Origin of the sequence: Chitinophaga qingshengii (genome assembly GCF_014529935.1) — a bacterium.
Lineage (GTDB): Bacteria > Bacteroidota > Bacteroidia > Chitinophagales > Chitinophagaceae > Chitinophaga > Chitinophaga qingshengii.
This window is the reverse complement of sequence record NZ_JACVFC010000002.1, coordinates 810,642-837,145: the sequence shown is the minus strand read 5'-3', so window position 1 is coordinate 837,145 and position 26,504 is coordinate 810,642. Positions and strand designations below refer to the sequence as shown.

Sequence of the window (26,504 nt, the reverse complement as noted above, 5' to 3'; positions counted from 1 at the left end):
AAAAACTTAGCACCTTTGCGTGAACACTCCGTATTTTTGCGAAAAAAGCGCATTGTCCAATCCATTACCCGCAGCACTGATAACCTCTCTGGAGGGCCTTCCCGGTTTTGACCGGGCGCCGTTTGAGCAGGTACATGCAGCCGCAGAAAAAATCACTTCCTTACGTTTTAATCCGCTGAAAGTACGTACCCCCGGGGTACAGGGAAATATACTTGCCGCTTTGTCGGATGCTGATGCTGCACGGGTACCCTGGAGTACAACGGGGTATTACCTGTCTCAAAGACCGTCTTTTACGTTTGATCCCTATTTCCATGCAGGCGCTTATTATGTGCAGGAAGCCTCTTCCATGTTCCTGGAACATGCGGTGCGGGCTACGATGGACCTTCGTCAGCCGCTGAAGGTGCTGGACCTCTGCGCTGCGCCGGGTGGTAAATCTACCTTGCTGCAATCGTTGCTCAATGAACAAAGCCTGCTGGTGGCCAACGAGGTGATCAAACCCCGTGCTGCTTTGCTGGCGGACAATCTCAGTAAATGGGGCGCTGCCAACGTAGTGGTAAGCAATAATGATCCGCGTGATTTCGGCCGGCTGCCGGGATATTTTGACCTGGTGGTAATTGATGCGCCCTGTTCCGGTTCTGGTCTTTTCCGTCGTGATCCGGAACTGATACCGGAATGGTCGCTGGAAAATGTGGCGCTCTGTAGTCAGCGGCAGCAGCGCATTTTAGCCGATGTGTTGCCTGCATTGAAAGAAGATGGCGTGTTGATTTATTCCACCTGTTCTTTTTCAAGAGAAGAAGATGAGGTGATATTGGATTGGCTGGCTGATCATTTTGAACTGGAAAATATCCCGCTGGATGTACCGGAAGCATGGCAGATAGTACCAACGGTAACGACTAAACGAAATTGTACCGGGTACCGTTTTTATCCCAACCGGTTGAAGGGAGAAGGATTCTTTATCAGCTGTTTCCGCAAGCGGGACATGGCAGGCAGCGGCAAACGTAAAGAAACCAAACAACCTGTTGTTAGCGTTAAAGAAAAAGAATTGTTGTCGCAATGGATACAGTTGCCCGATGGCTACAGTTACTGGCCTCACCAGGATGAAATCCTGATTTTATCACCTCAGCTGGGGGCAGACATCGCATTGTTGCAACAACAGTTGTATATTCGCAAAGCGGGCGTTAAAGCCGGGCAGCTGGGAAAGAAGGAACTGATACCCGATCACCAGCTGGCGATGAGCCCACTGACGGTAGCTTCCGTGCCGGTGGTGGACCTGGAGCTTAAAGCGGCGTTGCAATACCTGCGTAAGGAAGATCCGGGCATCGATACATCAGTGAAAGGCTGGGCGTTGATGCGTTACGGTCAGATGTCCCTGGGCTGGGCGAAAATACTGCCCAACCGCATGAATAATTATTATCCTAAAGAACTCCGTATTTTAAAAGATATCAGCGGACTATAAAAAAATGTCTGCGCTATTTACCCCGTGATTACATATTTGTGAAATAGGCTGCCAACAAGTGTTTGCAGGTATGTGCCGGAATTACATGTGATCGTATGCCAACAACAAAAAGCATGTTTTTTCGTTTGTTTTATTAAATATTTTTATCAATTTTATCGCATATATTCGTTGCCCGAAAGAGGACGGTCATTCAATCATAAAAAGAGTTAGTATGGTAAAATCGATGCTATCAATAGCCTTGTTTGGTTTAAGTGCAGGAGTGGTAAAAGCGCAGGATACCCTGCTGGTACAGGGTACCACACCGGCTCTTTACATCTCTCATGTGGTTAAAAAAGGAGAGAACTTCTATAGCCTGAGCCGTGCTTACGGCGTGCCCCCCAAAGAAATTGCTGCCGCCAACAAGATTACGATGGATCAGGGATTGCAGTTGGGACATATGCTGCATATTCCACTCACAGCTTCCAATTTCTCCCAGAAAGCGGACGCCAGTGGTACGCCGGTGTATCATAAAGTGACTGACAAAGAAACTTTATACCGCGTAAGTGTTAATCACAACAAAGTTCCCCTGGACAATATCCGCCAATGGAATAATTTCCAGGGCGATGGTCTGAAAAAAGATGGCTACCTCATTGTAGGTTACCTGAAAAGTGGCAGTGGCGCAGGCGCCCCGCCGCCTCCGGCTCCCCGTAAAGAAGTAGCGAAAAATGAACCTAAAGAACAGGCGCCTCCGGCAGAGACTGTAACACCTGTTGTGGAAGCTCCCCGCAAGGAAGTGAAAAAAGAACCGGAAACACGGCCGGTGGTGGATTCTCCGGAGTCCACGCCAGCACCCGCTCCGGTATCCAAACCTTCTGCGCCGGTGGTAGCCAACGGCGACTTTGAAAAAATGTACGAACAACAAACCAACGGCGGTAAAAAGGCTACCTCGGAAAAAGGCCCTGGTACCTGGTTTAAAAGCAATGCAGTTGGTAAATACTACGCGCTGCATAACACTGCAGCACGGGGTACCATCATCAAAGTCACCAACCCGCTGAACGGTAAGTCTATCTACGCTAAAGTACTGGACGTTATCCCGCAGATGAAATCCAATGCCGGCCTGATCGTAAAACTGAGCGATGGCGCCATGCAGGCACTGGGTACCAGCGATACCCGCTTCTACTGCGAACTGAGCTACGATAACTAGGTCTCGCAAAGCATTCTAAGAGAGCAAAGAGCGCAAAGGTCATTCAAGCGAATAGTAAGAAAGCAAAGGAGTCTCGCAAAGGTTACATAACTGAGCAAAGAAAGCAAAGGAGCGAAGATCAACATTTGATCTTCGCTCCTTTGCTTTCTTATTAATCTTAACAAAAAGCCTTTGCGCTCTTTGCTCTCTTAGAATGCTTTGCGAGACTAAAACCGGTATCCCCGCAAAAACGCGGCGATATCCATTCTTTTTTTGCCTTCCAGTTGTACTTCATCGAGATAAAGATAACCATCAGTAGCAGCGATTCTTACATAGGTTTTCTCGTCTGTATCAAACTCACCGGGAGCGATAGATGGCTGGCCGGCTTCCTTGTGCGCTTTGTATATCTTGATGCTTTTGTCTTGTAACATGGTCCAGGCAGCCGGATACGGACTCAGGCCGCGCACCAGGTTATAGATTTTATCCAGCGGCTCCTGCCAGTTGATCTGACAGGTTTCCTTGAATATTTTAGGTGCATGTTTGACATCTGCTGCTGCGATATGGGCCTGTGGTGTTTCGTGTACATTACCTGCCGCAATGGCCTGTACTGTTTTGAGCAACAGGCGGGCGCCGGTATGCATTAGTTCATCATGCAGTTCTCCGGCGGTTTCATCCTCCCGGATCGCTACTTTATCGGAGAAGAGAATATCACCGGTATCAATTTCATGCTGTAGTTTGAAAGTGGTTACGCCGGATTCTTTTTCTCCGTTGATGATCGTCCAGTTGATAGGCGCTGCGCCGCGGTAATTGGGCAACAGGGAGGCATGTACATTGATGGTGCCTTCCGGTGGCATATTCCACACCATTTCCGGCAACATACGGAAAGCGACTACTACCTGTAAGTCGGCCCGGAGAGCGGACAGCTGTGCAATAAACTCCGGATTTTTCAGTTTCTCCGGTTGCAATACCGGTAACCCTTTGCTGACAGCATATTTTTTAACAGCACTTTCCTGCAGCTGTAAACCACGGCCAGCGGGCTTGTCGGGTGCTGTGACCACGCCGACGATATTAAATCCATTTTCTACCAGTATGTCGAGGGAAGCGACTGCAAAATCAGGCGTTCCCATAAAAACAATGCGAAGCTGTTTATTCATAGATCACAAAAGTAAATGAATTATTCCTCGTACAGCAGGTATTTTGCCCTGATCGCTTTAAACTGTTGCAGCCCGGGTTCCCAGCTTTTGCGGATCAACGCTTCGGACATACCGCTTTTGATTTGTTCCTGTAACTGTGCATTGCCGGCCAGTTTATTAAAAAACGAATTGAAGAATTTATCTTTTTCCGGGTACAGGGCATAGGCCTGCAACAGCCATTTGAGAGCTATCTGACGGTGCGCTGCCGGTTTTGATTCCGCTGTTCCGCTGAGATCGAAACCGTAACACAGCTGGTCTTTCAGCGGCGGATTTTTAGCGCCTGCTACGCTGCGGGGGGTAAAGGAAAATCCTTTCTTTGGAAACAACGGCGAGCCAAACAGCTGGAAAGGCTTGTTGGTACCCCGTCCCAGGCTCACAGGCGTGCCTTCAAAGAAACAGAGGGAAGTGTACAGGTTCACTGCGGCCATATTGGGCAGGTTAGGTGACGGTGGGATCGGCAGGCTGTAGAACGTGTGATGGGTGTAGTTTTCGCAGGGAATCACAGTCAACTGACACTTTGAGCCTTTTGCCAGCCAGCCTTCACCATTGAGCATTTGCGCATATTCGCCCACTGTCATGCCATGTACAATGGGAATAGGCTGCATGCCTACAAAGGAACGGAAAGCGGTGTCCAGCACGGGACCGTCTACATAATCGCCATTGGGATTAGGCCGGTCTAATACAATGATGGGTTTGTTGTTGGCTGCAGCTGACTCCATCAGTTCCTGCAGGGAAGAGATGTAGGTATAGAAGCGGGCGCCTACATCCTGTACATCGAAGATGAGTACATCTACATCCTGCAAATCAGCTGCGGTGGCTTTGCGGTGTTGGCCATACAGTGATACCACCGGGAGACCGGTATTTTTATCGGTGCTGTTACCTACTTTCTCACCGGCATCTGCCTGGCCACGGAAGCCATGTTCGGGGCTGAATATTTTAGCGATGTGTACCTGTAGTTTCAACAGGGTATCTACCAGATGCGTTTGACCAACCGTGGCTGTCTGGTTGACCAGCAGCGCCACGCGTTTGTTTTTCAGCAGTGGCAGGTATTGATTGGTTTGTGCTGCTCCGGTAATAACATGGGAGGCGTACTGTGCCTGCGTGGAGCTGAGCAGGCCGCATAAAAGCGTGCAAATGATCAATATACGGTTCATGGGGTCAAGATACGTCAAAACCAGTATGGGAGAGAGAAAAATTGAGCAGATATGGTCGGTTTTAGTATCTTGCGGCTATTATTCACTATAAACAACTAATTTATGCAAGCTGTTAAAAACGGGGATACTGTGAAAGTACACTATACGGGCCGTTTGACCGATAACACCGTTTTTGATTCTTCAGAGGGTAGAGCTCCACTGGAATTCAAAGTAGGTGCACACATGGTCATCAAAGGCTTTGAGGATGGCGTACTGGATATGAAGCCGGGCGAGAAGAAAACTATTCATATCCCTGTTGATCAGGCATATGGTCCGAAGAACGATGAGATGATCATGGAGTTCCCGAAAGCGAACATTCCTCCCGATCTGAATCCTGAAGTGGGTATGGAATTGCAGATGAGCAATCCCGAAGGACATGTGTTCCAGGTGAGAGTAGCAGCCGTAGGTTCTGAGTTCATCACCCTGGATGCTAACCACCCGCTGGCTGGTCAGGACCTGGTGTTTGACCTGGAACTGGTGGAAATCGCATAATATTTGGTTATTTGATCATTTAAATATTTAAATGATCAAATAACCAAACGGTCATATTTTTATGCCGGTACTTTTATGGGTACCGGCTTTTTATTTTCATCTATCGCTACAAAGGTGAAAGTGCCGCTGATAGCGTGCTCCCGGTGTTCGATGTACATCTGCTCCACATAAATATCCACCCTTACTTTCAGACTGGTATTACCCACATGCACAACTGTTCCTACCAGCTCGATAATAGTTCCGTGCGGAATAGGTTTTTTGAAATCGATCCTGTCTGATGATACAGTGACCGTGCGCATTTTCGTAAAACGGGTAGCGGTGATAAAGGCTACTTCATCCATGAGATGCATGGCGGTGCCGCCGAAAAGCGTGTCGTAATGGTTTACTGTGTTGGGAAATACTGCTTTGAAAATGCGTGTCACTGATTTCTCGATCTGTTCTTCGTATGCCATGATATGATTTATAGTGGAGCGTTGGGCTGGTGTTCCAATACAGCCTTGAGTTCAAGCAGACAGTCTGCACAGAGACAGCCCTGGTATTTTTCGCTGATTCTGAAACGTTCTTCCAGTGTAAGTGGTACCCCGCTGCACTGGCAGCGATGAATACTGTTGACCCGGCATTCAAAAGTCCGGTTGCAGCGGGGGCAGGAGACGATTTCATGTTTCAGCATGTACCAAATGTACGAAATGCTGAAGGAATGAAAATCAGGCCAGCTGTTTCCTCACTTCGCGGGCTGCCTGTACCATGTTACGCAGGGCCTGTTCCGTTTCCGGCCATTTCCTTGTTTTAAGGCCACAGTCGGGGTTTACCCAGATATTGCGCGCCGGTAGCAGTGCAGCGGCCCGGTGCAGCAGCTTACTCATTTCAACTACGCCCGGCACACGGGGAGAATGGATATCGTATACACCCGGTCCTGTTTCATTCGGATAACGGAAGTCGGCAAAAGCTTCCAGCAGTTCCATCTGGGAACGGGAAGTCTCCATGGTAATCACGTCTGCATCCATCGCAGCGATGTGTGCGATGATATTGTTGAACTCAGCATAACACATGTGGGTATGTATCTGTGTGGTATCCTGCACCGGGGCTACGGATAACCGGAATGCATCCACTGCCTGCCGAAGGTAGGTGTCCTGCTGACTTTTGCGCAGCGGCAAACCTTCACGCAGCGCCGGTTCATCTACCTGTATGATGGTAATACCTGCATCTTCCAGGTCCTTTACTTCATCACGGATGGCCAGCGCTATCTGAAACGCAGTATCCATACGGGGTTGGTCATTTCTCACGAAAGACCACTGCAGAATGGTCACCGGACCGGTCAGCATTCCTTTCACCGGTTTGCTGGTCAACGATTGTGCGTATTGGCTCCAGGCAACGGTCATCGGCTGCGGACGCCATACGTCGCCGTAGATGACAGGTGGTTTTACACAACGGGACCCATAACTCTGTACCCATCCGTTTTGCGTGAAAAGAAAACCTTCCAGTTGTTCACCAAAATATTCTACCATGTCATTCCGCTCAAATTCGCCGTGCACCAGTACATCCAGTCCCAGGGATTCCTGCCAGCTGATGACTTCGCGGATAGCGGCGCTGATATCCGCATCGTATTGTGCTACGGTGATATATCCTTTTTTGAGATTGGAGCGTAATTGCCGTATTTCTACGGTTTGCGGGAAAGAACCGATGGTAGTAGTCGGCAGCAGGGGCAGTTGCAGTTTCTGTTGTTGCAGGGGCTGGCGTTCCGCAAAACTCCGCTGACGGGCAAAGTCGTCGGCGGTAATGCCTGCCATGCGTGCTTTTACAGCCGGTACATGAATACCGGGGGCTGTTTTGCGCTGTTCCATTACCTGTTGATTGGCTGTCAGCAACGTGGTATCTCCGGCAGCGATCTGTTTCAGTGCTACCACTTCCGCTACTTTCTGCCTGGCAAAAGCCATCCATTGTTTGATGACAGGGTCCAGCGTAGTTTCGTCATCCAGATTGTAGGGGGTGTGCAGCAGGGAGCAGGAAGTGCCCAGTATCACCCGTTCCTGGCCGAGGGCCTGCACAGCGCGGTTAATCAGCGCCAACGAAGCAGTATAATCGTTTTTCCAGATGTTGCGGCCGTCTACCACGCCCAGTGAGAGCTGCATGGTTTCCGGAAAATCAGTGAGGATGGTTTCCAGTTGTTCCGGTGCGCGTACCAGGTCTATATGCAGCGCATTCACCGGCAGTGATAAAGCCAGACTGGTATTGTCTTCCAACGCACCGAAATAAGTGGTGAGCAAAAGTTTCAATTCCGGAAATGCTTCGCGGATAGCGGCGTAAGCCTGCTGATACAGTAGCTGGTCAGCCGGATCGAGGTCGGTTACCAGGCAGGGTTCATCCAGTTGTATCCAGTCGGCTCCGGCGTTGCGGAGTGCTGCCAGCAGTTCCAGGTACGCGGGTAGCAGCTGTTGCAGCAGGGCCGCATGGGTAAGTTCCGCTTTTTTTATTTTACCGCAAAGTATATACGTAACGGGGCCGATGAGTACCGGTTTGGTACGGATGCCCTGTTGCAGCGCTTCCTGGAATTCCGTTACACTCTTATTGGATTGCAGTCCGTATGTCTGGCTGTCGTCGAATTCAGGTACCAGGTAATGATAATTGGTATCGAACCATTTGGTCATTTCCACTGCCGTAAGATCGAAGCCGTTTTTCTGATAACCCCGGGCCATGGCGAAATACAGCTCCAGGCATTGAGGGTTGGCAAAGGAGCGGCGCAGCTCCTGGAAACGGGCGGGTATCACACCCAGGGCCATACTCATGTCGAGCATCTGATCATAAAAAGAGAAATCGTTGGAGGGGATCAGGTCTATACCGGCCTGCTGAAGGGTTTCCCAGTGTTCTTTTCGTAGTAGCCTTGCCGTTAGCTCCAGTTTCTCAAGAGAAATTTTGCCGGCCCAGTAGTTTTCACAAGCTTTCTTCAGTTCCCGCTGGCTGCCTATCCGTGGGTAGCCTGGAATATTGGTCATCATATGTAGGATGTATTTTATTCCCGGCAAACCTATTATTTTGTATGTTTGTTTTGTTATTATAAAAATATTTGGTGTTTTGTGTTAAATAAACGCCATTATGTAGAATATTTTACGGAATATGACATTGTGGGCGATGGTTAAACAGAATATTTTACGGCAAAAGGGAGCACCGGTTTTTTCCTTAGGTTTGCAATATGTTTAAAAATTACGCTTATACAGTTGATACGCGCTTCATTCGTTATGCGCAGATAGATACGCAATCCGATCCGCAAAGCACCAGCTTTCCGACTACAGAGAAACAAAAGGACCTGTCCCGCCTCCTGGTACAGGAACTGCACGAGATGGGCATTACAGACGCAGAACTGGATGAACATGGCTACGTATACGCTACCATTCCGGCTAATACCGATAAACAGGTACCGGTGATTTGTTTCTGTTCCCATGTGGACACTTCTTCTGATAGCAGCGGCACCGGCGTAAAGCCGATCGTGCATCGCAACTATGACGGAGGCGACATCGTATTGCCTGATGATAGTCATGTAGTGATCAGTCCGCGTGAACATCCTTACCTCGCGGAAAAAAAAGGGGATGATATCATTACCGCCAGCGGTACCACACTGCTGGGCGCAGACGATAAAGCCGGTGTAGCTGAAATCATGGACGCCGCTCATTTCCTGATGACGCATCCGGAAGTAAAACATGGCGCTATCCGCATTCTGTTCACTCCGGATGAAGAAGTGGGCCGTGGTGTGGAAAAAGTAGACATGAAAAAACTCGCCGCACAATTTGGTTATACCATGGATGGCGGCGAACTGGGCTCCCTGGAAGATGAGAACTTCTCTGCCGACGGCGCCCGTATTACCGTATATGGTATCAGCGCCCATCCCGGCGCGGCTAAAAATAAACTGGTGAGTGCTATCAAGATCGCCGGTGAAATTGTGGATGCCCTGCCAAAAGATATTCTTTCTCCCGAAACAACAGAAGACAGGGAAGGATTTATCCACCCGGTACGTATAGGTGGTACCGTAGAAAAAACAGAGATCGATTTTATTATCCGTGACTTTGAAACATCCAACCTGGAATCCCACGAGGCTTTCCTGCGCCGCCAGATGGACAAGGTACTGGAGCGCTATCCCGGCGCCAGGGCTACGTTGAAGGTGACGGAACAATACCGTAATATGAAAGAAGTACTGGACCACCATCCGGAGGTGACTGCCTATGCCGCAGAAGCGATCCGCCGGGCCGGCGTACAGCCGCTGAAAATGAGCATCCGCGGTGGTACAGACGGTTCCCGCCTGTCTTTCATGGGATTGCCCTGCCCTAATATTTTTACCGGTGAAATGGCTCTCCACAGCAAACAGGAATACGTAAGTATCCAGGATATGCAGAAAGCCGTACAGACAATCGTATATCTGGCACAAGTTTGGGAGGAAAAGGCCTGATCAGTTACAACGGGTGTATAACGGATGATGAAGGCCATTCATCATTCGTTGTTCACAATTCGTAATTATTTTACTATTTTAACCGTTAATAGAAAGAAAATCCAAACATGATACTAGGGCTCATCACATTTTTGCAGGATACATTGCTGACCAAGGCCGACTCTTTATCGCAGGCCGCCAATGCCACCGCTGCACCGCAACAACAGATACACCTGATCGATATGCTCATGAAGGGGGGCGTACTCATGATTCCCCTGGGCGTACTCTCCGTGGTAGCCGTATATGTGTTTGTAGAAAGGTATCTGACGATTGCAAAAGCTGGCCGGCTGGAAGATAATTTTATGCCGATGATCCGTGACCAGATCACTTCCGGTAATATCCAGGGCGCCCGTTCCCTCGCTAAAAACACGCAGGGACCTATTGCCCGGATGATTGATAAAGGCATCCAGCGTATCGGCAAACCAATCGATTCCATTGAGAAATCCATGGAAAACGTCGGTAAACTGGAAATTTACCGGATGGAAAAGAACCTGGTGATCCTTTCTATCATCGCAGGTATCGCGCCGATGTTCGGGTTCCTGGGTACCATTGCGGGTATGATCCAGACCTTCTTTAATATCTCCATTACTTCTGATATTACCCTGGGTACTATCGCAGGCGGTATCTATGTAAAGATGATTACTTCCGCCACTGGTTTGATCATCGGTATTGTGGCCTTTATCGGTTACAGTTTCCTGAATGCACAGATAGACAAGGTTGTTAACAAGATGGAAGGCGCTTCAGCTGAGTTTACTGACATTCTGCAGGAACCTACCCGCTAAAAACCACCGCTCATGAATTTACGCAGGAGAAATAAGAAACACGTGGAGATGCACAACTCGGCATTGAATGACATCCTGTTCATTCTGCTGTTGTTCTTCCTGATTGTTTCCACACTGGCCAATCCCAACGTCATCAAACTGATGTTGCCAAAAGCACAGAGCAATACCAAAGCCAAACAAACGGTGGTAGTAAGCATCAACGAAAAACACGAGTTCTTCGTAGGAACCACCAAAGTACCTTTTGAAGGCCTGAAACAGGCTCTGGCTCCGGCTGTCGCCAACGAAAAGGTGGACCCTACCATTGTGATCAATGCTGAGAAATCAGTGCCGATTGAAGATGTGGTGAATGTGATGGAGATCGCCAAACAAATAGGCGCGAAAGTAGTGCTGGCTACGGCTAAACAGTAGTTTGCCGCTGATTCTCGCAAAGACGCAAAGCAGCAAAGAGCGCAAAGTTTTTTATTAAGTTTTTTAAAGAAAGCAAAGGAGCGAAGACCAGCAATTGATCTTCGCTCCTTTGCTTTCTTTAGTCGCTTTAATAATCTTTGCGCTCTTTGCTGCTTTGCGTCTTTGCGAGAACCCTATACAAATGCTTTCACCATTCTGTCTTTCCCGAACATATCCTGTCGCAGGACAACATCTTTGAATCCCATGGATTGCAGCAGGGCCACTACCTCCCGGCCCAGTGATTCATTGATCTCGAAATACAGGGCGCCGCCGGGATGCAGCTTCTGTAGTGCGGTACGGGCAATATGCCGGTAAAATAACAGGGCATCATTGTCGGGCACAAACAGGGCGAGTGATGGTTCAAATCCCCATACCTGCTGTTGCATACTGGCCTGTTCACTTTGTGTGATATAAGGCGGATTGCTGACGATCACGTCAAATGCAGGCAGGGTATTCATTTGCTGTTCATCGAGGGCGCTGAGGTAAAGGAAATCTACTTCCAGCCGCAGGCGGACAGCATTGTCCTTCGCTACGGACAGCGCTGCTTCGCTCACATCAATGGCAGCCACTATGGCCCCGGGGATGTTTTGTTTTAATGCCAGCGGAATACAACCACTGCCGGTGCCGATGTCCAGCAGATGCGGACGGGGATGCCCCGCCAGGTCCTGTATAATCCAGGCGACCAGTTCTTCCGTTTCCGGCCGGGGAATGAGTACATGCTGGTTCACCGTGAGTTCCATCCCGTAAAACCAGCTGGAACCGGTGACATATTGTACAGGCTCCATGCGTTGCAGCGCTTCTATAGCGCTTTTGAGGCGTACGTTCTGGTCGGGCGTCAACAATTTAGCTTTGTGCACGAGCCGGTCCAGTTTATTCATGCCTGTTATATGCTCCAATACGAGATGGGCAATATTGGCGGCTTCGCGCGTATCGTATAAATCGCCTATGGCACCTGTGATATAGGTAAAGGCTGTTTGTATTGTCAAAATTGATAATTTAAGAATCCGTTGAAAAACACAAACCAGGGGTTTATTAGCATTTTCCGTCGGCTAAAAACGTAATTTTGGCAAAAATATTACTTAACAGGGTATCATGAATAGCACGAACCATGAATTTTTTATGAGGCGCTGTCTGGAACTGGCCGCTATGGGTCGCGGTAACGCGGCGCCCAATCCAATGGTAGGCGCGGTACTGGTACATCAGGGCCGTATTATCGGAGAAGGCTACCACCGGCAATATGGACAGGCACATGCGGAGGTGAATTGTGTGAACAGCGTCACCGCGGAAGACCGGCCACTGATACAGCGGGCCACCATGTATGTGAGCCTGGAACCCTGTGCCCATCATGGTAAAACGCCACCCTGTGCGGATTTGATCGTAACGGAGAAAATCCCGGAAGTAGTAATCGGTTGTGTGGATACTTTTTCAGCGGTAGCAGGAAAGGGTATCGAAAAACTGAAAAAGGCAGGCATCAAAGTACACACCGGTATACTGGAAGCGGCCTGCAGAGCTATCAACCGCCGTTTCTTTACATTTCATGAACAACAGCGGCCCTATATCATCCTCAAATGGGCACAGAGCCGGAATGGCTTTGTGGCAGGCCCCGGTGGCGCTCCGGTACGTATCTCCAACCAATGGAGCGACCGGCTGGTACACCGCTGGCGCAGTGAGGAGATGGCTATCCTGGTAGGTACCCGCACGGCGATAGTAGACAATCCTCAGCTCAATACCCGGCTGTGGCCTGGTAAAAGCCCCGTGCGGCTGGTGATTGACAGGGCGCTGACGGTGCCGCGTACCCATCACCTGTGGGATGGCCGTATTCCTACTATCTTCATCACTGCGGAACAATCGGTGAAGGAAGGAAAGGTGGAAATGATGCAGCTGGATTTTACCCTGCCGTTGTTGCCACAACTGATGCAACACCTTTACCAGCGTCATATACAGAGCGTGTTGGTAGAAGGTGGTCCTTATGTGTTACAGCGTTTCCTGGAAACAGACCTGTGGGATGAAGCGCGCGTGATAACGGGAACGGCTACACTGCCGGATGGACTGGCAGCGCCGGCATTGCCGCAGGCGGTAATAGAAGAGCGCCTGTACCTGCAGGAGGATCGTATTGATATATACCGTCGCGGTTAAGACAAGCATATCTGGTTTTTCTAAATTATATAGATGGAGGTTTATTTTACTATTGATAAAACCGCTGTCGCTGAGTTCAAGGACAGGGGCAGCAAATTTCTCGCTTATGTATTTCCCGTGAAGACGCCTGAAGCGGTGAAGGATTGTTTGATGGAAGTGAAAAAGGAGCATCCCAAAGCTACCCATCATTGTTATGCTTACCGGCTGGGTACTGACGGCAATCAGTTCCGCGCCAATGACGACGGCGAACCTTCCGGTTCTGCGGGCAAACCGATCCTGGGGCAGATAGACAGTAAACAGTTGACCGATGTGCTGATTGTAGTAGTACGTTATTTTGGTGGTACGTTGCTGGGTGTTCCGGGGTTAATCAATGCCTATAAGTTAAGCGCTTCTATGGTACTGCAATTGGTACCGGCTGTACAGAAAAATATTGAATCAAAATATCATCTCACGTTTGATTATACCATTATGAACGATGTGATGATGGTAGTGAAACAAAACAATTGCACGGTGTTGTCACAGGAGTTGCAACTGTTTTGTACTATGGACATAGGGGTGCCCAGGTCGAACGAAGAGTTGTGCCTTTTGCGGCTTCGTGACATTCACGGACTGGAGATAAAGCAGGTGAAGTAGCCGAAGCATCTTTACCGGTGTGGTGGAAGTCGGCAAATAGTTCCAGGCAGAGGAAAGGGGACCGGGAGGCGTCCGGCGCTTCCAGGTCAACACATACTCTTTTTAAAAGCAGCAAGGTGCCTCCTACGGCTGCTACAACTAAAAAGAATCGATAATGTTTCAACATGGCGGTAAGATTTCAGGGTGATATCAAAGGGAAATAAAGAATATGCCAGAAATGTACAGTTTGAAAATGAATAAGTTATAAATGCTTTAGTAGATAAGATTGTCCGAAAGTAACCGCACGATGTTCAATATCGGACGAAGTTAATAACGAAGGAAGGACTTTTTTTATTGGACGGTTAGTGAATAATCGTGTTGTAAAAAAGCCCTTCCTTCCTGATTTTAAAACCGTGGGCTTACCACCAGCTCTTTGCTGCCTGCGGTATATTTATAAAATCCTTCTCCGCTTTTCACGCCCAGGTAACCGGCGGTGACCATGTTCACCAGGAGCGGGCAGGGGGCATACTTCGGATTGCCGAATCCATCATGTAGTACATTGAGGATGGAAAGGCATACATCCAGCCCGATGAAATCCGCCAGCTGCAAGGGTCCCATGGGATGGGCCATACCCAGTTTCATCACGGTATCTATTTCCGCTACGCCGGCTACGCCTTCAAAGAGGGAGTAAATGGCTTCATTGATCATGGGCATGAGAATCCTGTTGGCGATAAAGCCGGGATAGTCGTTGACAACACAGGGTACTTTGCCCAGTTTTTCAGAGAGGGCAACGATTTGTTGTGTTACATTTTTATCCGTAGCATAGCCGTTGATGATTTCCACCAGTTTCATGACAGGCACCGGGTTCATGAAGTGCATGCCGATCACTTTCCCGGGGCGTTTGGTAGCTGCCGCAATTTTAGTGATGGAAATAGAGGAAGTATTGGTTGCCAGGATCGCGTCCGGATGGGCGTGCTGATCGAGGTCCTGGAATATTTTAAGTTTCAGCGTTACATTTTCAGTGGCAGCTTCCACTACCAGGGACACGTCTCTTACACCTTCCGGAATAGAGGTGAGGGGAGTGATGTTAGCGAGTGTCTGTGTTTTTTGTTCTTCGGTAACAGCGCCTTTGGCGATCTGTCTGTCGAGGTTCTTGCCGATGGTTTGTAATGCCTTTTCGAGGGCTGCAGCTGATACATCTATCAGGGTTACTGCATAACCCGTTTGGGCAAATACGTGCGCAATTCCATTACCCATGGTGCCTGCGCCTATAACCGCTACTTTTTGCATGGAGATTATTTTGGTTTCTGTATTATCGGGCAATATAACTAAAATGCAAATGATTGCCGGCACATCTCCCTAAAAACATGATTCCGCGCAGGTCTCCACTTTCATCTCCGCTAGTCAGCAAAAATCATGGCTATCGAAGTTAGTAATCATCTTTTCGTTTGAAGTCACCTCGTTTCCAGGCCTGGATAAACTGTGCCCAGGCGAGTGGGTTGAAGATGTTCTGTGGTGGTGGCTGACCGGCATAGTACAGGGACTGTGCCTGTTTATTGAGATACATATTGGTGCCTTCCGCACCATCGATGGGCGTAAAGCGGGTCATTGCCCTCATGCGGGCATTCTCCGTGTTTTTGCGGGCTATCTCATAGGCATCATCGGGAATGTCCATGGAGGCGAAGGCCCTTTCAAACTCCTGCCGGTTGAGGTAGGGTTTGATGATGGTTACCGGGAGATAGGTGGTATCTTCCACCATCAGTTGTATCAGGGAGAAATTATTGCCTTTAAGGGTGGTGGGTATTTTATAGTCTTTCTTTTTGAAACCTACTGCACTGAAAGTGAGGGTATCCCCTTTGAATACCACGATGGAGAATACACCAGCGGAATTGGAGATGGTCCCTCTTCCCTGGCCTCTTACCACAATGCTGACGGCGGGGATGGCCCGGAGGCTGTCTGCTGTCATGGTAAGACCGGAAATCTGTATAACACTGTCTCTGAAATCGGCGATTTGGGCCTTCAACAGGAAAGGAGATAAAAGAAATACCAGGATGAGTGACAGTATGTAGGATCTTTTGTGATGCATGCCGGCCCTAAGATATAGAAATTAATTTACTTGTCTCCCTGCGATGGATGACCGCAAGAAGAAGTTGTAAATTAACTTCCAATTGGGTTAACTTTGCAGGCAGGAATCGAATTTTAACAACAATTTATGATGACGAAAGAGCAGATTTTACAGGCCCTGAGCAACGTCGAAGAACCCGATCTGGGAAAGGATCTGGTGACGTTGAACATGGTAAAAGATATAGAGATAGACGGCAATAAGGTGAAGTTTACGGTAGTGCTGACAACACCGGCCTGCCCGTTGAAAGATCTTATCAGGAACGCATGTGTGAATGCGATCCATATGATGGTGAGCAAAGACGCTGAAGTGGAAGTAGTGATGACCGCCAACGTAAGTTCGCGCCGCACGGAAGGAAAAGGCGTACTGGCAGGTGTGAAAAACATTATTGTCGTGGCTTCCGGCAAGGGAGGCGTGGGTAAATCAACGGTAGCGGCTAATCTGGCGCTGGCGCTGGGCCGCGATGGCGCCCGGGTAGGCCTCATGGATGCCGATATCTACGGACCATCCGTGCCCATTATGTTCGGCCTGCGTGGCGAAAGGCCTATGATGGTGGAAGTAGAAGGCAAAGGTATGATTCAGCCGATTGAAAAATACGGTATCAAAGTCATGTCTATCGGCCTGCTGATCGATGAAAGACAAGCGGTGGTTTGGCGTGGCCCTATGGCCAGCAGCGCTCTCCGTCAATTCCTGACCGACGTGTATTGGGGTGAACTCGACTACCTGGTTATTGATATGCCGCCGGGTACCGGTGATATTCACCTGACCCTGGTACAAACCGTGCCGGTGACCGGCGCCGTGATGGTCACTACCCCGCAGGACGTAGCCCTGGTAGACGTGCAGAAAGGTATCGCCATGTTCAGCGGGCAGCAGATCAACGTGCCTATCCTCGGCCTGGTAGAAAACATGGCTTATTTCACGCCGGCAGAGCTGCCGGAAAATAAATACTACATCTTCGGTAAAGAAGGCGGTAAAAAACTGGCGGAAGACCTGGAAATACCTTTCCTCGGCCAGATCCCGCTGGTACAGGGCATCCGTGAAGGCGGCGACAGCGGCCAGCCAGCCATGGCCGGCGATGATAAGGTTACCCGCAAAGCTTTCCTGGATGTAGCCGGCGCAGCTGCCAGAAGTATTGCTATGCGGAATGCCAATATCGCTCCCACTAAAATTGTGGATATTATCGTGTAAAATCCGGGAAACCGGACAATATATAACGGCGAAGATAAAGCGGCATCATCCGCCCTGTCTTCGCCGTTTTTTTGGAGAAATCTTCTTCTTTTTTTCCTTACCTTTAGCTGGAGTCATCCTCCGAAATGATTGTCGGTACAGCATAACGACCACAACAACTACCACGCAGCAAAATATTTTAGAGGTAATCATAATATGTTTAAACCGCCGCAATGGCTAAGTTTTACTTAACTTTGCGCCCCAAATAAAACCGACTATGAATCGACAGGAATTGGTGAATCTTATTAAGGAAAAACAATCTTATCTGTGCGTAGGATTGGATACAGACATTCAAAAGATTCCGAAACACCTGCTGTCACACGCAGATCCGGTGTTTGCCTTCAACAAGGCAATTATTGACGCTACCAAAGATCTTTGTGTAGCCTATAAAATCAACACGGCCTTTTACGAAAGTATGGGCATCCGCGGATGGGAAAGCCTGCAGCGTACTGTAGAATACATCCCCTCCGGTATCTTCACTATTGCTGACGCCAAACGCGGCGACATCGGCAATACATCTACCCAATATGCTAAAACTTTTTTTGATACGTATAAGTTTGATTCCGTTACGGTAGCCCCGTATATGGGAAAAGACAGCGTATTGCCTTTCCTGCAGTTCCCCGAGAAATGGACCATTTTGCTGGGACTCACGTCCAACGAAGGCAGCCAGGATTTCCAACTGCAACAGGCGGGCGATGAAATGCTGTTTGAAAAAGTAATGAAAACAGCGATGCAATGGGGCACGCCGGATAACCTGATGTTTGTGGTAGGCGCTACTCAATCTTCTCAATTGGGATATATCCGTAAAATGGTGCCGGACCACTTCTTCCTGGTACCAGGCGTAGGCGCCCAGGGTGGCAGCCTGCAGGAGATCTCCACACAGGCCATGAACAAGGACTGTGGTCTGCTGGTAAATGTAAGTCGTGGTATCATCTATGCCGGCAACGGTGAAGATTTTGCGGTAGACGCCCGCAACGCTGCCCTGCAATACCAGCAGGAAATGGCTACCTACCTGAATCAGACAGCTGTCAGCCTTTAATACAGCCGTTGACGTTAGCTTTCAGTCGAGGCGGAAAATATTTTCCGGAAGACTGAAAGCTACCGTTCACCTGAATACGCAGTTTTTCTCCGTCCACCAGGGAAGTATCTCAAAACATAACCTCCCCGTCCGCACTGCCGGATCTTCCTTCACCAGCTTTACTGCCTCGAGGCTGTCCCTGCAATCGAGTATAAAAATACCTTTCAGATTCCCTTCCTGATCAAAAGGCCCTGTCACCAGCAGTTTGCCTGCCTTCGATAACTGATGGATATGCTGCAGATGTGCGGCTTGAATGCCCGCTGCCGCTACCGCGGTCTGATTGCGATGTGGACCTCCTTTGAGAAACACCATCCAATAGCGTTTCAGGTTAGTATCAGGAGTAGGTTTTTCACGGGCTGCCAGCGATGAGGAGATAGATGGTAAAGCAACAGGATGAAAAGATACCATCACGATAACCAGAAATCCCAGCAGTAATATTGCAGGAATAACTTTGCTTGCCATAATTGGTTAAAATTTTATCCCGAAGATAGTTATTCGATGATAAATTAAAGGGGTGATTAATTGATTTTTAATTAGTTAGCGAGGGCTGCCATGTCATAGGACGTAAGGCAATGTATAATAACCGCCGCCCGTCATTCATCATTCGTAATTCGTAATTGGTTATATTGGGGTATTAAACCCAAGGAGATGTCTAAAGATTTATTCCAGTCACCGGATTATTATGCTGTAGATGGTTTGTTGACAGAAGAACACCTGTTGATCCGCGATACAGTAAGGCAATGGGTGAAGAAAGAGATTTCGCCCATTATTGAAGATTATTGCCAGCGTGCTGCGTTCCCGTCGCATATCCTGAAGGGATTAGGCGAGCTGGGATGTTTTGGTCCCACGATACCGCAGCAATACGGTGGTGGCGGTATGGATCATATCGCCTACGGCCTGATGATGCAGGAGCTGGAACGCGGCGACAGCGGTATCCGTTCTACCGCTTCGGTACAGGGTTCCCTGGTGATGTATCCTATTTTTACTTTCGGCAGTGAAGCACAAAAACAAAAATATCTTCCTAAACTGGCCACAGGAGAGTGGATGGGTTGCTTCGGCCTCACCGAGCCGGATCATGGTTCTAATCCTGCCGGTATGATCACCAACTTCCGCGAAGATGGTGACCATGTTATTCTCAATGGTGCTAAAATGTGGATTTCCAATGCCCCGTTCGCGCAGATTGCGGTGGTATGGGCTAAAGACCCCGAAGGCGTGATCCGCGGCATTATTGTGGAACGAGGCATGGAAGGATTTACTACGCCGGAAACAAAAGGTAAATGGAGCCTGCGTGCCAGCGCCACCGGTGAACTGGTATTCGACAATGTAAGAGTGCCCAAAGAAAATATATTACCGTTGGTGAAAGGATTGAAAGGGCCGCTGAGTTGCCTTTCTTCCGCCCGCTACGGTATTGCCTGGGGTGTTATCGGCGCCGCGATGGATTGTTACGATACGGCGCTGCGTTATTCCAAAGAACGCAGTCAGTTTGGCCGCGCGATTGGTGGTTTCCAGCTCACCCAGAAGAAACTGGCGGAGATGGTGACCGAGATCACCAAAGCACAGTTGCTCAACTGGCGCCTGGGGGTATTAAAAAATGAGGGGAAAGCCACGCCGGCACAAATTTCCATGGCTAAACGCAATTCCTGTGAAGTGGCTACTAAAATAGCCCGCGACGCCCGCTCTATCCTGGGTGGTATGGGCATTACGGGTGAATTCCCTGTGATGCGGCATATGATGAACCTCGAAAGTGTGCTGACCTACGAAGGCACCCATGAGATCCATCTGCTCATTACCGGTATGGATGTTACCGGTTTCGACGCATTCAAATAACAGTATTTTCTGTTAATATGAAGTATCTGACACGCACGGTATGGATACTCTCCTGCATTAGCCTGGTAACTGACATCGCCAGCGAAATGCTTTATCCCGTTATGCCAATATACCTGCAAAACATTGGTTTTTCGGTGTTGCTGATAGGCATACTGGAAGGTATGGCGGAAGCTACTGCCGGTTTAAGCAAAGGATATTTTGGAAAACTATCGGACCATACCCACAGGCGTACGCCCTTTATACGCCTGGGGTATGCACTGAGTGCGGTATCCAAACCGATGATGGCGATATTCGTATATCCGCTCTGGATATTTTTCGCCCGTACGGTGGACAGGCTGGGCAAGGGTATCCGGACAGGCGCCAGGGATGCGTTGTTGTCTGACGAGTCGACTGCTGATACCAAAGCCCGTGTATTTGGTTTTCATCGTTCTATGGATACGCTGGGGGCTGTATTGGGGCCGGCGTTTGCGCTGTTGTTGCTCTATTTTTACCCGGGGAGTTATCGTACCATGTTCCTGTTGGCCTTTCTTCCCGGCCTGTTCGCTATTGTATTATCGTTATTCCTGAAGGACCGCGCTGTTACACAGGAAGAAAAGACTGCGAAACCCCGTGTTTTTGCCTTTTTGCACTACTGGAAGGAAAGCCCGTCCGCCTATCGTCACCTGGTGGTGGGTTTACTTGTATTCACCTTGTGCAACAGCTCCGATGTTTTTCTGTTGTTGCGGATGAAACAAGCGGGACTTAGCGACACCGCTACTATTGGCACCTACATTTTTTACAACCTGATATATGCGCTGTCGGCCTTTCCGCTGGGTATACTGGCAGACCGTATTGGCCTGAAAAAAATTTTTGTGACAGGGCTGATATTGTTTGTGATGGTATATGCCGGAATGGGTATAAGCGGTAGCTGGTATTGGTATGGCTGTCTGTTTTTTTTATACGGACTGTATGCTGCTGCTACCGAAGGCATTGCTAAAGCCTGGATCAGCAATGTCACGAAAAAAACAGATACTGCCACAGCTATTGGCACCTTTACGGGTTTCCAGAGCATTTGTGCTATGGTAGCCAGTTCCTTCACAGGTTGGATTTGGTTTCAATTTGGTGCCGTAGCAGCTTTTTTTGTTACAGCCTGTATTGCACTGATAGTAGTAATTTATCTCCTGATTTGGGTGCCGGCGCCCGAAAAATCACCTCTTTAGCAGTTTTGCTGAAAACCCATCACAAAATATTATCTTACCTGCCCTTTATCCATGTTATCTGTTTTTTTATGAAGATGATTTTATTGCTGTTGATGTGTTTTTGTACCGTGGCCATGGCACAAACGCCCGGATCATCGCCCAAATTGGTGGTCTGTGAAGGAAAAGCGCAGGGTACCTATTTTATTGTAAAATATCTTTCTTCCGATACGGCTTCGCTGCAAACACGTATCGATTCTGTATTTGCTGTCATCGATCAATCACTCTCCCTGTATAAACCGGGCTCACTGATCAATCAATTCAACGCTACCGGCGAGGTGAAAATGGATGCGCACATGCGTACCGTGATTGATAAAGCGATTTACACCAGCAAAGCCACCAACGGTATTTTTGATATCACCGTAAAGCCACTGGTATACCTCTGGGGATTTGGCGTTACCAAACCTTCTTTTAAAGGTGTACCGCCAACTGACAGTATTAAAAAGGCATTATCGTATGTGGGTTACCGTTATTTAAAAATAAAAGGTGATCATCTCACTACAACAAAAAAAGGTGTACAGATCGATTGCAACGGTATCGCACAAGGGTATACGGTGGATGTGCTGGGCCGCTTCCTGGACCAGCTGGGTATTCACGACTACCTGGTAGATGTAGGCGGGGAGCTGTGTGCCAAAGGCGTAAATCAAATGGGCAATCCCTGGCGTATCGGTATTGAGCGTCCTGCGCCCGGAGATACTACCTACGAACCTATACAGGCTATGGTAACGCTACAGGACAAAGGCATCGCCACCAGTGGTAACTATCGCCGTTTTTTTGACCAGGGACGTACCCGCTTTGCGCACACCATAGATCCGGTTAGTGGTATCGCGCTGCATAGCCGGATTATCAGCGTTACAGTGATTGCAAAAGATTGTTTTACAGCCGATGCATTTGATAATCCGCTGATATTAATGGGAGTGGAGAAAGGACTGAAATTTATAGCGCAGCATCCGGCTTACGGACTGGAGGCTCTGTATATCTACAAGGCTGCGGATGGCAGTATTAAAGAGGCTTACAGCCCCGGCTTCAAAGATTTTCTTATGTTATAGTTTTTTCATTTAGAGGATGTCCCGGCAGTCTCTAGATAACAAAATCTATAAATAAAAAGCCCCGCTGCGTTAAAACGAGCGGGGCGCATCCTCACGATTCCTCTTTCATGAATATGGATAAAAAGTGTTTTAGTGTATGTGTACTTTAATACCGATGTTTCCCTGAACGGTATTGAAGCTGGTGATCTCGTTGTATTTGTACGGCGCGTAGTTGTACCGCACGTTTGCGTTGAACATCACGGGTGAATAACGGCCGAAAGGTACGTTGATACCCACTTCCGGGCTAACCATAAACTGCCAGCTGTTATTTTTCTCCACAAATTCGCCCCAGTATTTTTCATAGCTCATACTGGCTGCGCCTACCCCGAGTACGCCATAAGGAATAACGGCGCTGGTGGCAGGAGTGAAGGCATATCCTACCGTGGCCTGAATAGGTACCACCTGCAGGGTACGTGATTGTACAGCAGATACATCGCCTTGTTTATCGGGGTATACCGCGCGGGGCAGTCTTTCGTAGAAATCCTGGTAGCCGCTGCGTACGCCAACTGAAAGGCGGTCGTTGAGCATATAGGACAACCCTGCAGTCCAGCCACGGAAGCTGGTTTTATTGGCATAATCTTTCAGGGAGCCAAGAGGTTGGGCAATGGAATAGTTGATATCAATGGACAAGGGTGGACGGCTTTGCGCAGACACCGTCTGAGCAGCAATACATCCTGCGAAAATCAGCAGCCAGTTTTTTATCTTTTTCATCTCTCTATCAATTTAAAATTTTCGGAATGGGCTTATTTGCTTTTGCTCAGGTAGGCTGATTGTGCAAAGGAAGCCTGTACCATTGGATCTACGTTGTTGGTGCTCCATACGCCGGAGCCGCGCCACAGGGCGTTCCAGATAACGTTAAACTTATCGTTCTTCGCATTTTTCAGATCGAAGAGATCGATCGCAGTTTGCCTTTCATTGACCTGGTATACGGTGTAGTAGGAAGGCCAGTACCAACCACCGCCGGGATAACCCCACCATCCTGCGTCCCAATAGCCGGGACCGCCCCACCATCCTGGGTTCCAGTTGACGGACGTGTAGGAATTATCTATCCTGGTCAGGTTAATACCCAGGTCGGGTTTGGCAGCTTTGTCCACCAGTGTGTAGCCGCGTTGCTGCATGGCAGCCGTCACAGAAGAGATCAGTTGTTTGTCGTAGGCAGTCAGGGCTTTTTTAGCGGAATCGCTGTTTCGGCTCAATACGGCCACAGAGTCGACAATACTGAAAGTAGTGTAAGAAGTGAAATCAGCAGTTTTGTCGTGGTTGGTGATATAAATCCGGGACTCCTCATCTGTCATATCCTTCAAGGGGTCTTTACGGCAGCTGCTGATGGAAATCATTGCCACCAGGGCGGCAACAGCACTTAGTAAATACATTGTTCTTTTCATATCCTCGCGTATTAATTTTTATGATTGGATCTCTTCCGTTAAGGTTAACAGCGGAGTGCGTGTCATATGTTAACAAATAACGCCGGCTGGCACGCGGCTGCAGGAAGTTTCCGTTTTCCTTTATTGTTCAACGCTTTGGATAGAAAGATGTTACAGAAAGTTTACTGATATAATGTTAAGGGAATCTTAAAATGAAAAGAGGGTTAACAAAATGAGCTTTTAACAAAGAGTGTTAATTTAATATGTTTTTGGAAACTAATACATCTTTTAACTGCTCCGGATGAACGAAGTGAATGCTATCGATGCCTTCTGCTTCCGCGGCTTTTACATTGCGGAGGTTGTCGTCGATAAATAAGGCATGATCAGCATCTACCTGGTAACGGTTGAGTAATAACTGATAAAAAGAGGGAGAGGGTTTGCGTTGTTTTTCGCGGCCGGACACCACGATACCGTCAAACCATTGCAGGAAGGGGAACTCCACCAGGGCGAGGGGGAATGTTTCGTTGGACCAGTTGGTGAGTGCATACAGTTTATATTTACCACTGTCTTTCAGTTGGCGCAGCAGTTGTACGGAACCTGGTATTTCACCACCCAGCATTTCTTTCCAGCGGCCATAAAAAGCGCGTATCTGTGCTTCCTGTGCCGGATGGTCGGCCACGAGTTGTTCGGTGGCTTCCTGCAGGCTTCTGCCGGCATCCTGTTCTTCGTTCCAGTCGGAGGTGCATATGTTTTCCAGGAAGTCGTCTATTTCGGCTTCGGTAGCAAATATTTTGCGGTATAAATAACGGGGATTCCAGTCGATCAATACCGATCCCAGGTCAAAAATAATTGTGTCGTACACGTTAGTCGTTTGGCTTTTCATAGGTAATTATGACGATTAGAAAGCGATTGGGTTTAAAGGTTAGTCTAATAATTCGTCGGAAGCATCTTCCAGCAATTTGAGATCTACAGAATCACTACCGGCAATGCCTTCGATAGAACCTTTTATATGAGCAGCGTTGAGTAATACTTTTTCGAGCTGTTTTTCGCGGGCTTTCCACAGTTTCTCCATGGCGTCTCGTTCGCGTTGTATAGAGAGTTTCATCGCCATAAAACCTTCGCGGATAGCTTTCCATTGCTCCGCAAATTCACTGCTGGTAAGGTAACCGTACAGCATATGCATTTTGTCGCCCTTGTTTTCCTGGGTGCGGATACTGCCGGCGATTTTGATGATACTATCACGCAGCACGTAGGCCAGCGATTTTACTTCCGTGAAGGTGCAGATCCAGATACCTTCTTTTTCGCCGAAACGTTCCATATCACGCGGCATGGTTTGGGTGACGAGGATCGCCACATCGATGCCCTGGCTGCGCATATCGGCTTTGAGTTTTTCCACCCAGTCGCGTGAAAATTCCTTGGTGCGTTTGCTTTCGTAGATGATACGGCCACATTCCTGCCCCAGGGCGTTGCGTACCAGTTGTACACAATCGGCCCCGCGTACGCCTTTACCCACCGGTGTGACTTCGTCGAATGGGAAAGTGGTGCGGAGCATTTCTTCCAGCACCAGTTCCTGCGCTTCGCCTTGCAGCTGTGTAGAGCCTTGTTCGGCGCGGCGTTTCATCTCGTCGGCCAGTTTACGTTGTGCTTCCAGCTGTGTTTCCAGTTCGCGCATGCGCAGCTGGTATTCGGTATCTTTCAGTTTATTGCGTTCTGTTTCTTCCCGGCGGATTTTATCTGCCAGTTCACTCCGGGCGTCCATGAGTTTTTTCTGCAGGTCCAGCTCCAGTTCCTGTTCTTTATTTTTCAGTTCCTGTTCTTTGCGGAGAAATTCCAGTTCCTGTTTACGGGCTTCCCGGAGGCGGGCTTCCTGTTCCTGGTTGGCTTCCCGGAGAGAGGCCACCTGGGTGTCAAAATCGGCGGTGATGGATTTGCGGAGTTCTTCGGTCAGGCTTTCCTGCAGTCGTTTTTTTTCTGCCTGTACCCGTTGGGCGACTTCCTGTTCCTGTTGCTGACGCAGTGTTTCTATCTGCTGACGCTCTTGCGCCATGCGGGTTTTCTCCGATAGCAGGCTGTTTTTTTCTGCCTGCAGGGAATCGAGGCGCCGGCGCCATTCCGATTCCATTTTCCCCCTCATTTCCTTTTCAATGTCTGCGGCAAAAGCATCCTCCATGACAAACTGGTGTCTGCAATTGGGACAGGTAATAGATGTTCCCATAATTTCAGTACAAAAATTACGTAAAGATAGGGGTTTAGAAAATTTGCAGGGAACGAATAAAAAAAGGAAGGAACACGACTTCCTTCCAGTCAACATAACGGCACAAACAATAGTTAATAAGGTTTTCAATAAAGATAGTTTCAATTTCCTGTCTGGGGGCTACTGCTAATTTCTGCTATTCGTATTAGCAGAACGTTAAGCCATGATGATGTAATTGTTAAGAAGTGTGACAGCAGTGGAGATGTATAAAACAAAAAAGCTCAGTGTAAAACACTGAGCTTCAATTTGTTGTGGTGCGAAGGAGGAGATTCGAACTCCCAAGCCCTTTCAGGCACTACCACCTCAAAGTAGCGCGTCTACCAATTTCGCCACCTTCGCATCTGGTAGAATGGGCTGCAAAA

Annotated in this window: 26 protein-coding genes and 1 tRNA gene; 13 read left to right on the top strand and 14 right to left on the bottom strand. The window is 48.6% G+C overall.

All coding sequences use genetic code 11. The features are described 5' to 3' along the window. Positions 1-19: 19 nt before the first annotated feature. Positions 20-1,456, top strand: coding sequence for a methyltransferase RsmF C-terminal domain-like protein (locus ICL07_RS18665; protein ID WP_343071078.1), 1,437 nt, complete (start codon positions 20-22; stop codon positions 1,454-1,456). A 211-nt stretch (positions 1,457-1,667) separates the two neighbouring features. Continuing rightward, positions 1,668-2,639: a LysM peptidoglycan-binding domain-containing protein gene (locus ICL07_RS18660; RefSeq protein ID WP_188089534.1), complete on the top strand. Its 972-nt coding sequence runs from the start codon at positions 1,668-1,670 to the stop codon at positions 2,637-2,639. A 206-nt stretch (positions 2,640-2,845) separates the two neighbouring features. Here the strand turns inward: ICL07_RS18660 and fmt are convergent, their stop codons facing one another. Further along, complete coding sequence (fmt, locus tag ICL07_RS18655) at positions 2,846-3,772, bottom strand: methionyl-tRNA formyltransferase (RefSeq protein ID WP_246485090.1); 927 nt, start codon at positions 3,770-3,772, stop codon at positions 2,846-2,848. A 20-nt stretch (positions 3,773-3,792) separates the two neighbouring features. Further along, positions 3,793-4,965 (bottom strand): exo-beta-N-acetylmuramidase NamZ family protein, encoded by a 1,173-nt coding sequence (locus tag ICL07_RS18650; RefSeq protein ID WP_188089533.1) that lies wholly within the window; start codon positions 4,963-4,965, stop codon positions 3,793-3,795. A gap of 102 nt (positions 4,966-5,067) precedes the next feature. Here ICL07_RS18650 and ICL07_RS18645 point away from each other — a divergent pair, with 102 nt between their 5' ends. Further along, complete coding sequence (locus tag ICL07_RS18645) at positions 5,068-5,496, top strand: FKBP-type peptidyl-prolyl cis-trans isomerase (protein WP_188089532.1); 429 nt, start codon at positions 5,068-5,070, stop codon at positions 5,494-5,496. A 59-nt stretch (positions 5,497-5,555) separates the two neighbouring features. On the opposite strand, the gene ICL07_RS18640 is transcribed toward ICL07_RS18645, so the two are convergent. The 3 genes from ICL07_RS18640 to metE are packed head-to-tail and all read right to left on the bottom strand — an operon-like array spanning position 5,556 to position 8,489. Continuing rightward, complete coding sequence (locus ICL07_RS18640; RefSeq protein ID WP_188089531.1) at positions 5,556-5,948, bottom strand: acyl-CoA thioesterase; 393 nt, start codon at positions 5,946-5,948, stop codon at positions 5,556-5,558. An 8-nt stretch (positions 5,949-5,956) separates the two neighbouring features. Continuing rightward, positions 5,957-6,166, bottom strand: coding sequence for a cysteine-rich CWC family protein (locus ICL07_RS18635; RefSeq protein ID WP_188089530.1), 210 nt, complete (start codon positions 6,164-6,166; stop codon positions 5,957-5,959). Between the two features lie 34 nt (positions 6,167-6,200). Continuing rightward, a complete protein-coding gene (metE, locus tag ICL07_RS18630) occupies positions 6,201-8,489 on the bottom strand; it encodes a 5-methyltetrahydropteroyltriglutamate--homocysteine S-methyltransferase (RefSeq protein WP_188089529.1) in 2,289 nt (762 codons plus the stop codon). A 194-nt stretch (positions 8,490-8,683) separates the two neighbouring features. On the opposite strand from metE, the gene pepT reads away from it, so the two are divergent. From pepT to ICL07_RS18615, 3 genes are all read left to right on the top strand, one after another. Beyond that, positions 8,684-9,931 (top strand): peptidase T, encoded by a 1,248-nt coding sequence (pepT, locus tag ICL07_RS18625; RefSeq protein WP_188089528.1) that lies wholly within the window; start codon positions 8,684-8,686, stop codon positions 9,929-9,931. Between the two features lie 107 nt (positions 9,932-10,038). Then, on the top strand, positions 10,039-10,752 hold the full coding sequence (locus tag ICL07_RS18620) for a MotA/TolQ/ExbB proton channel family protein (RefSeq protein ID WP_188089527.1): 714 nt from the start codon (positions 10,039-10,041) through the stop codon (positions 10,750-10,752). A 12-nt stretch (positions 10,753-10,764) separates the two neighbouring features. Continuing rightward, positions 10,765-11,160 (top strand): ExbD/TolR family protein, encoded by a 396-nt coding sequence (locus ICL07_RS18615; RefSeq protein ID WP_168806256.1) that lies wholly within the window; start codon positions 10,765-10,767, stop codon positions 11,158-11,160. A gap of 173 nt (positions 11,161-11,333) precedes the next feature. On the opposite strand, the gene prmC is transcribed toward ICL07_RS18615, so the two are convergent. Continuing rightward, the gene (prmC, locus tag ICL07_RS18610; protein ID WP_188089526.1) at positions 11,334-12,185 is read right to left on the bottom strand and encodes a peptide chain release factor N(5)-glutamine methyltransferase; all 852 of its coding nucleotides are present in this window, start codon (positions 12,183-12,185) and stop codon (positions 11,334-11,336) included. Between the two features lie 106 nt (positions 12,186-12,291). Between prmC and ribD the strand changes: the two genes are divergently transcribed. Both ribD and ICL07_RS18600 read left to right on the top strand, forming a co-directional pair. Continuing rightward, entirely contained in the window at positions 12,292-13,335 is a 1,044-nt protein-coding gene (gene ribD / locus ICL07_RS18605; protein WP_188089525.1) for a bifunctional diaminohydroxyphosphoribosylaminopyrimidine deaminase/5-amino-6-(5-phosphoribosylamino)uracil reductase RibD, read from the top strand. A gap of 33 nt (positions 13,336-13,368) precedes the next feature. After that, on the top strand, positions 13,369-13,968 hold the full coding sequence (locus ICL07_RS18600) for an IMPACT family protein (protein WP_188089524.1): 600 nt from the start codon (positions 13,369-13,371) through the stop codon (positions 13,966-13,968). A 384-nt stretch (positions 13,969-14,352) separates the two neighbouring features. On the opposite strand, the gene ICL07_RS18595 is transcribed toward ICL07_RS18600, so the two are convergent. After that, positions 14,353-15,237, bottom strand: a complete 885-nt coding sequence (locus tag ICL07_RS18595) for a 3-hydroxyacyl-CoA dehydrogenase family protein (RefSeq protein ID WP_188089523.1) — start codon at positions 15,235-15,237, stop codon at positions 14,353-14,355. A gap of 139 nt (positions 15,238-15,376) precedes the next feature. Next, on the bottom strand, positions 15,377-16,033 hold the full coding sequence (locus tag ICL07_RS18590; RefSeq protein ID WP_188089522.1) for a carboxypeptidase-like regulatory domain-containing protein: 657 nt from the start codon (positions 16,031-16,033) through the stop codon (positions 15,377-15,379). Positions 16,034-16,159: 126 nt separating this feature from the next. Between ICL07_RS18590 and ICL07_RS18585 the strand changes: the two genes are divergently transcribed. Both ICL07_RS18585 and pyrF read left to right on the top strand, forming a co-directional pair. Further along, positions 16,160-17,257 carry an Mrp/NBP35 family ATP-binding protein gene (locus tag ICL07_RS18585; RefSeq protein WP_188089521.1) on the top strand — a complete coding sequence of 366 codons (1,098 nt, stop codon included), beginning with the start codon at positions 16,160-16,162 and terminating at the stop codon, positions 17,255-17,257. A gap of 256 nt (positions 17,258-17,513) precedes the next feature. Continuing rightward, positions 17,514-18,335: an orotidine-5'-phosphate decarboxylase gene (pyrF, locus tag ICL07_RS18580; RefSeq protein WP_188089520.1), complete on the top strand. Its 822-nt coding sequence runs from the start codon at positions 17,514-17,516 to the stop codon at positions 18,333-18,335. A 66-nt stretch (positions 18,336-18,401) separates the two neighbouring features. Here the strand turns inward: pyrF and ICL07_RS18575 are convergent, their stop codons facing one another. Beyond that, positions 18,402-18,836 carry a YciI family protein gene (locus ICL07_RS18575; protein ID WP_188089519.1) on the bottom strand — a complete coding sequence of 145 codons (435 nt, stop codon included), beginning with the start codon at positions 18,834-18,836 and terminating at the stop codon, positions 18,402-18,404. Between the two features lie 186 nt (positions 18,837-19,022). Here ICL07_RS18575 and ICL07_RS18570 point away from each other — a divergent pair, with 186 nt between their 5' ends. The 3 genes from ICL07_RS18570 to ICL07_RS18560 all read left to right on the top strand — a co-directional run bounded on the left by ICL07_RS18570 (position 19,023) and on the right by ICL07_RS18560 (position 22,485). Further along, positions 19,023-20,201 carry an acyl-CoA dehydrogenase family protein gene (locus ICL07_RS18570; RefSeq protein WP_188089518.1) on the top strand — a complete coding sequence of 393 codons (1,179 nt, stop codon included), beginning with the start codon at positions 19,023-19,025 and terminating at the stop codon, positions 20,199-20,201. A gap of 17 nt (positions 20,202-20,218) precedes the next feature. Then, complete coding sequence (locus ICL07_RS18565; protein WP_188089517.1) at positions 20,219-21,400, top strand: MFS transporter; 1,182 nt, start codon at positions 20,219-20,221, stop codon at positions 21,398-21,400. Between the two features lie 68 nt (positions 21,401-21,468). After that, complete coding sequence (locus ICL07_RS18560) at positions 21,469-22,485, top strand: FAD:protein FMN transferase (RefSeq protein WP_188089516.1); 1,017 nt, start codon at positions 21,469-21,471, stop codon at positions 22,483-22,485. Positions 22,486-22,614: 129 nt separating this feature from the next. On the opposite strand, the gene ICL07_RS18555 is transcribed toward ICL07_RS18560, so the two are convergent. The 5 genes from ICL07_RS18555 to ICL07_RS18535 form a co-directional block, all read right to left on the bottom strand. Continuing rightward, the gene (locus tag ICL07_RS18555) at positions 22,615-23,235 is read right to left on the bottom strand and encodes an outer membrane beta-barrel protein (protein ID WP_188089515.1); all 621 of its coding nucleotides are present in this window, start codon (positions 23,233-23,235) and stop codon (positions 22,615-22,617) included. A gap of 32 nt (positions 23,236-23,267) precedes the next feature. Beyond that, on the bottom strand, positions 23,268-23,909 hold the full coding sequence (locus tag ICL07_RS18550) for a DUF4136 domain-containing protein (protein WP_188089514.1): 642 nt from the start codon (positions 23,907-23,909) through the stop codon (positions 23,268-23,270). Between the two features lie 232 nt (positions 23,910-24,141). Next, a complete protein-coding gene (locus ICL07_RS18545; RefSeq protein ID WP_188089513.1) occupies positions 24,142-24,771 on the bottom strand; it encodes an HAD family hydrolase in 630 nt (209 codons plus the stop codon). Between the two features lie 39 nt (positions 24,772-24,810). After that, positions 24,811-26,103: a DUF2130 domain-containing protein gene (locus ICL07_RS18540; RefSeq protein ID WP_188089512.1), complete on the bottom strand. Its 1,293-nt coding sequence runs from the start codon at positions 26,101-26,103 to the stop codon at positions 24,811-24,813. 291 nt (positions 26,104-26,394) lie between these two features. Beyond that, positions 26,395-26,481, bottom strand: a tRNA-Leu gene (locus ICL07_RS18535). Positions 26,482-26,504 lie beyond the last annotated feature (23 nt).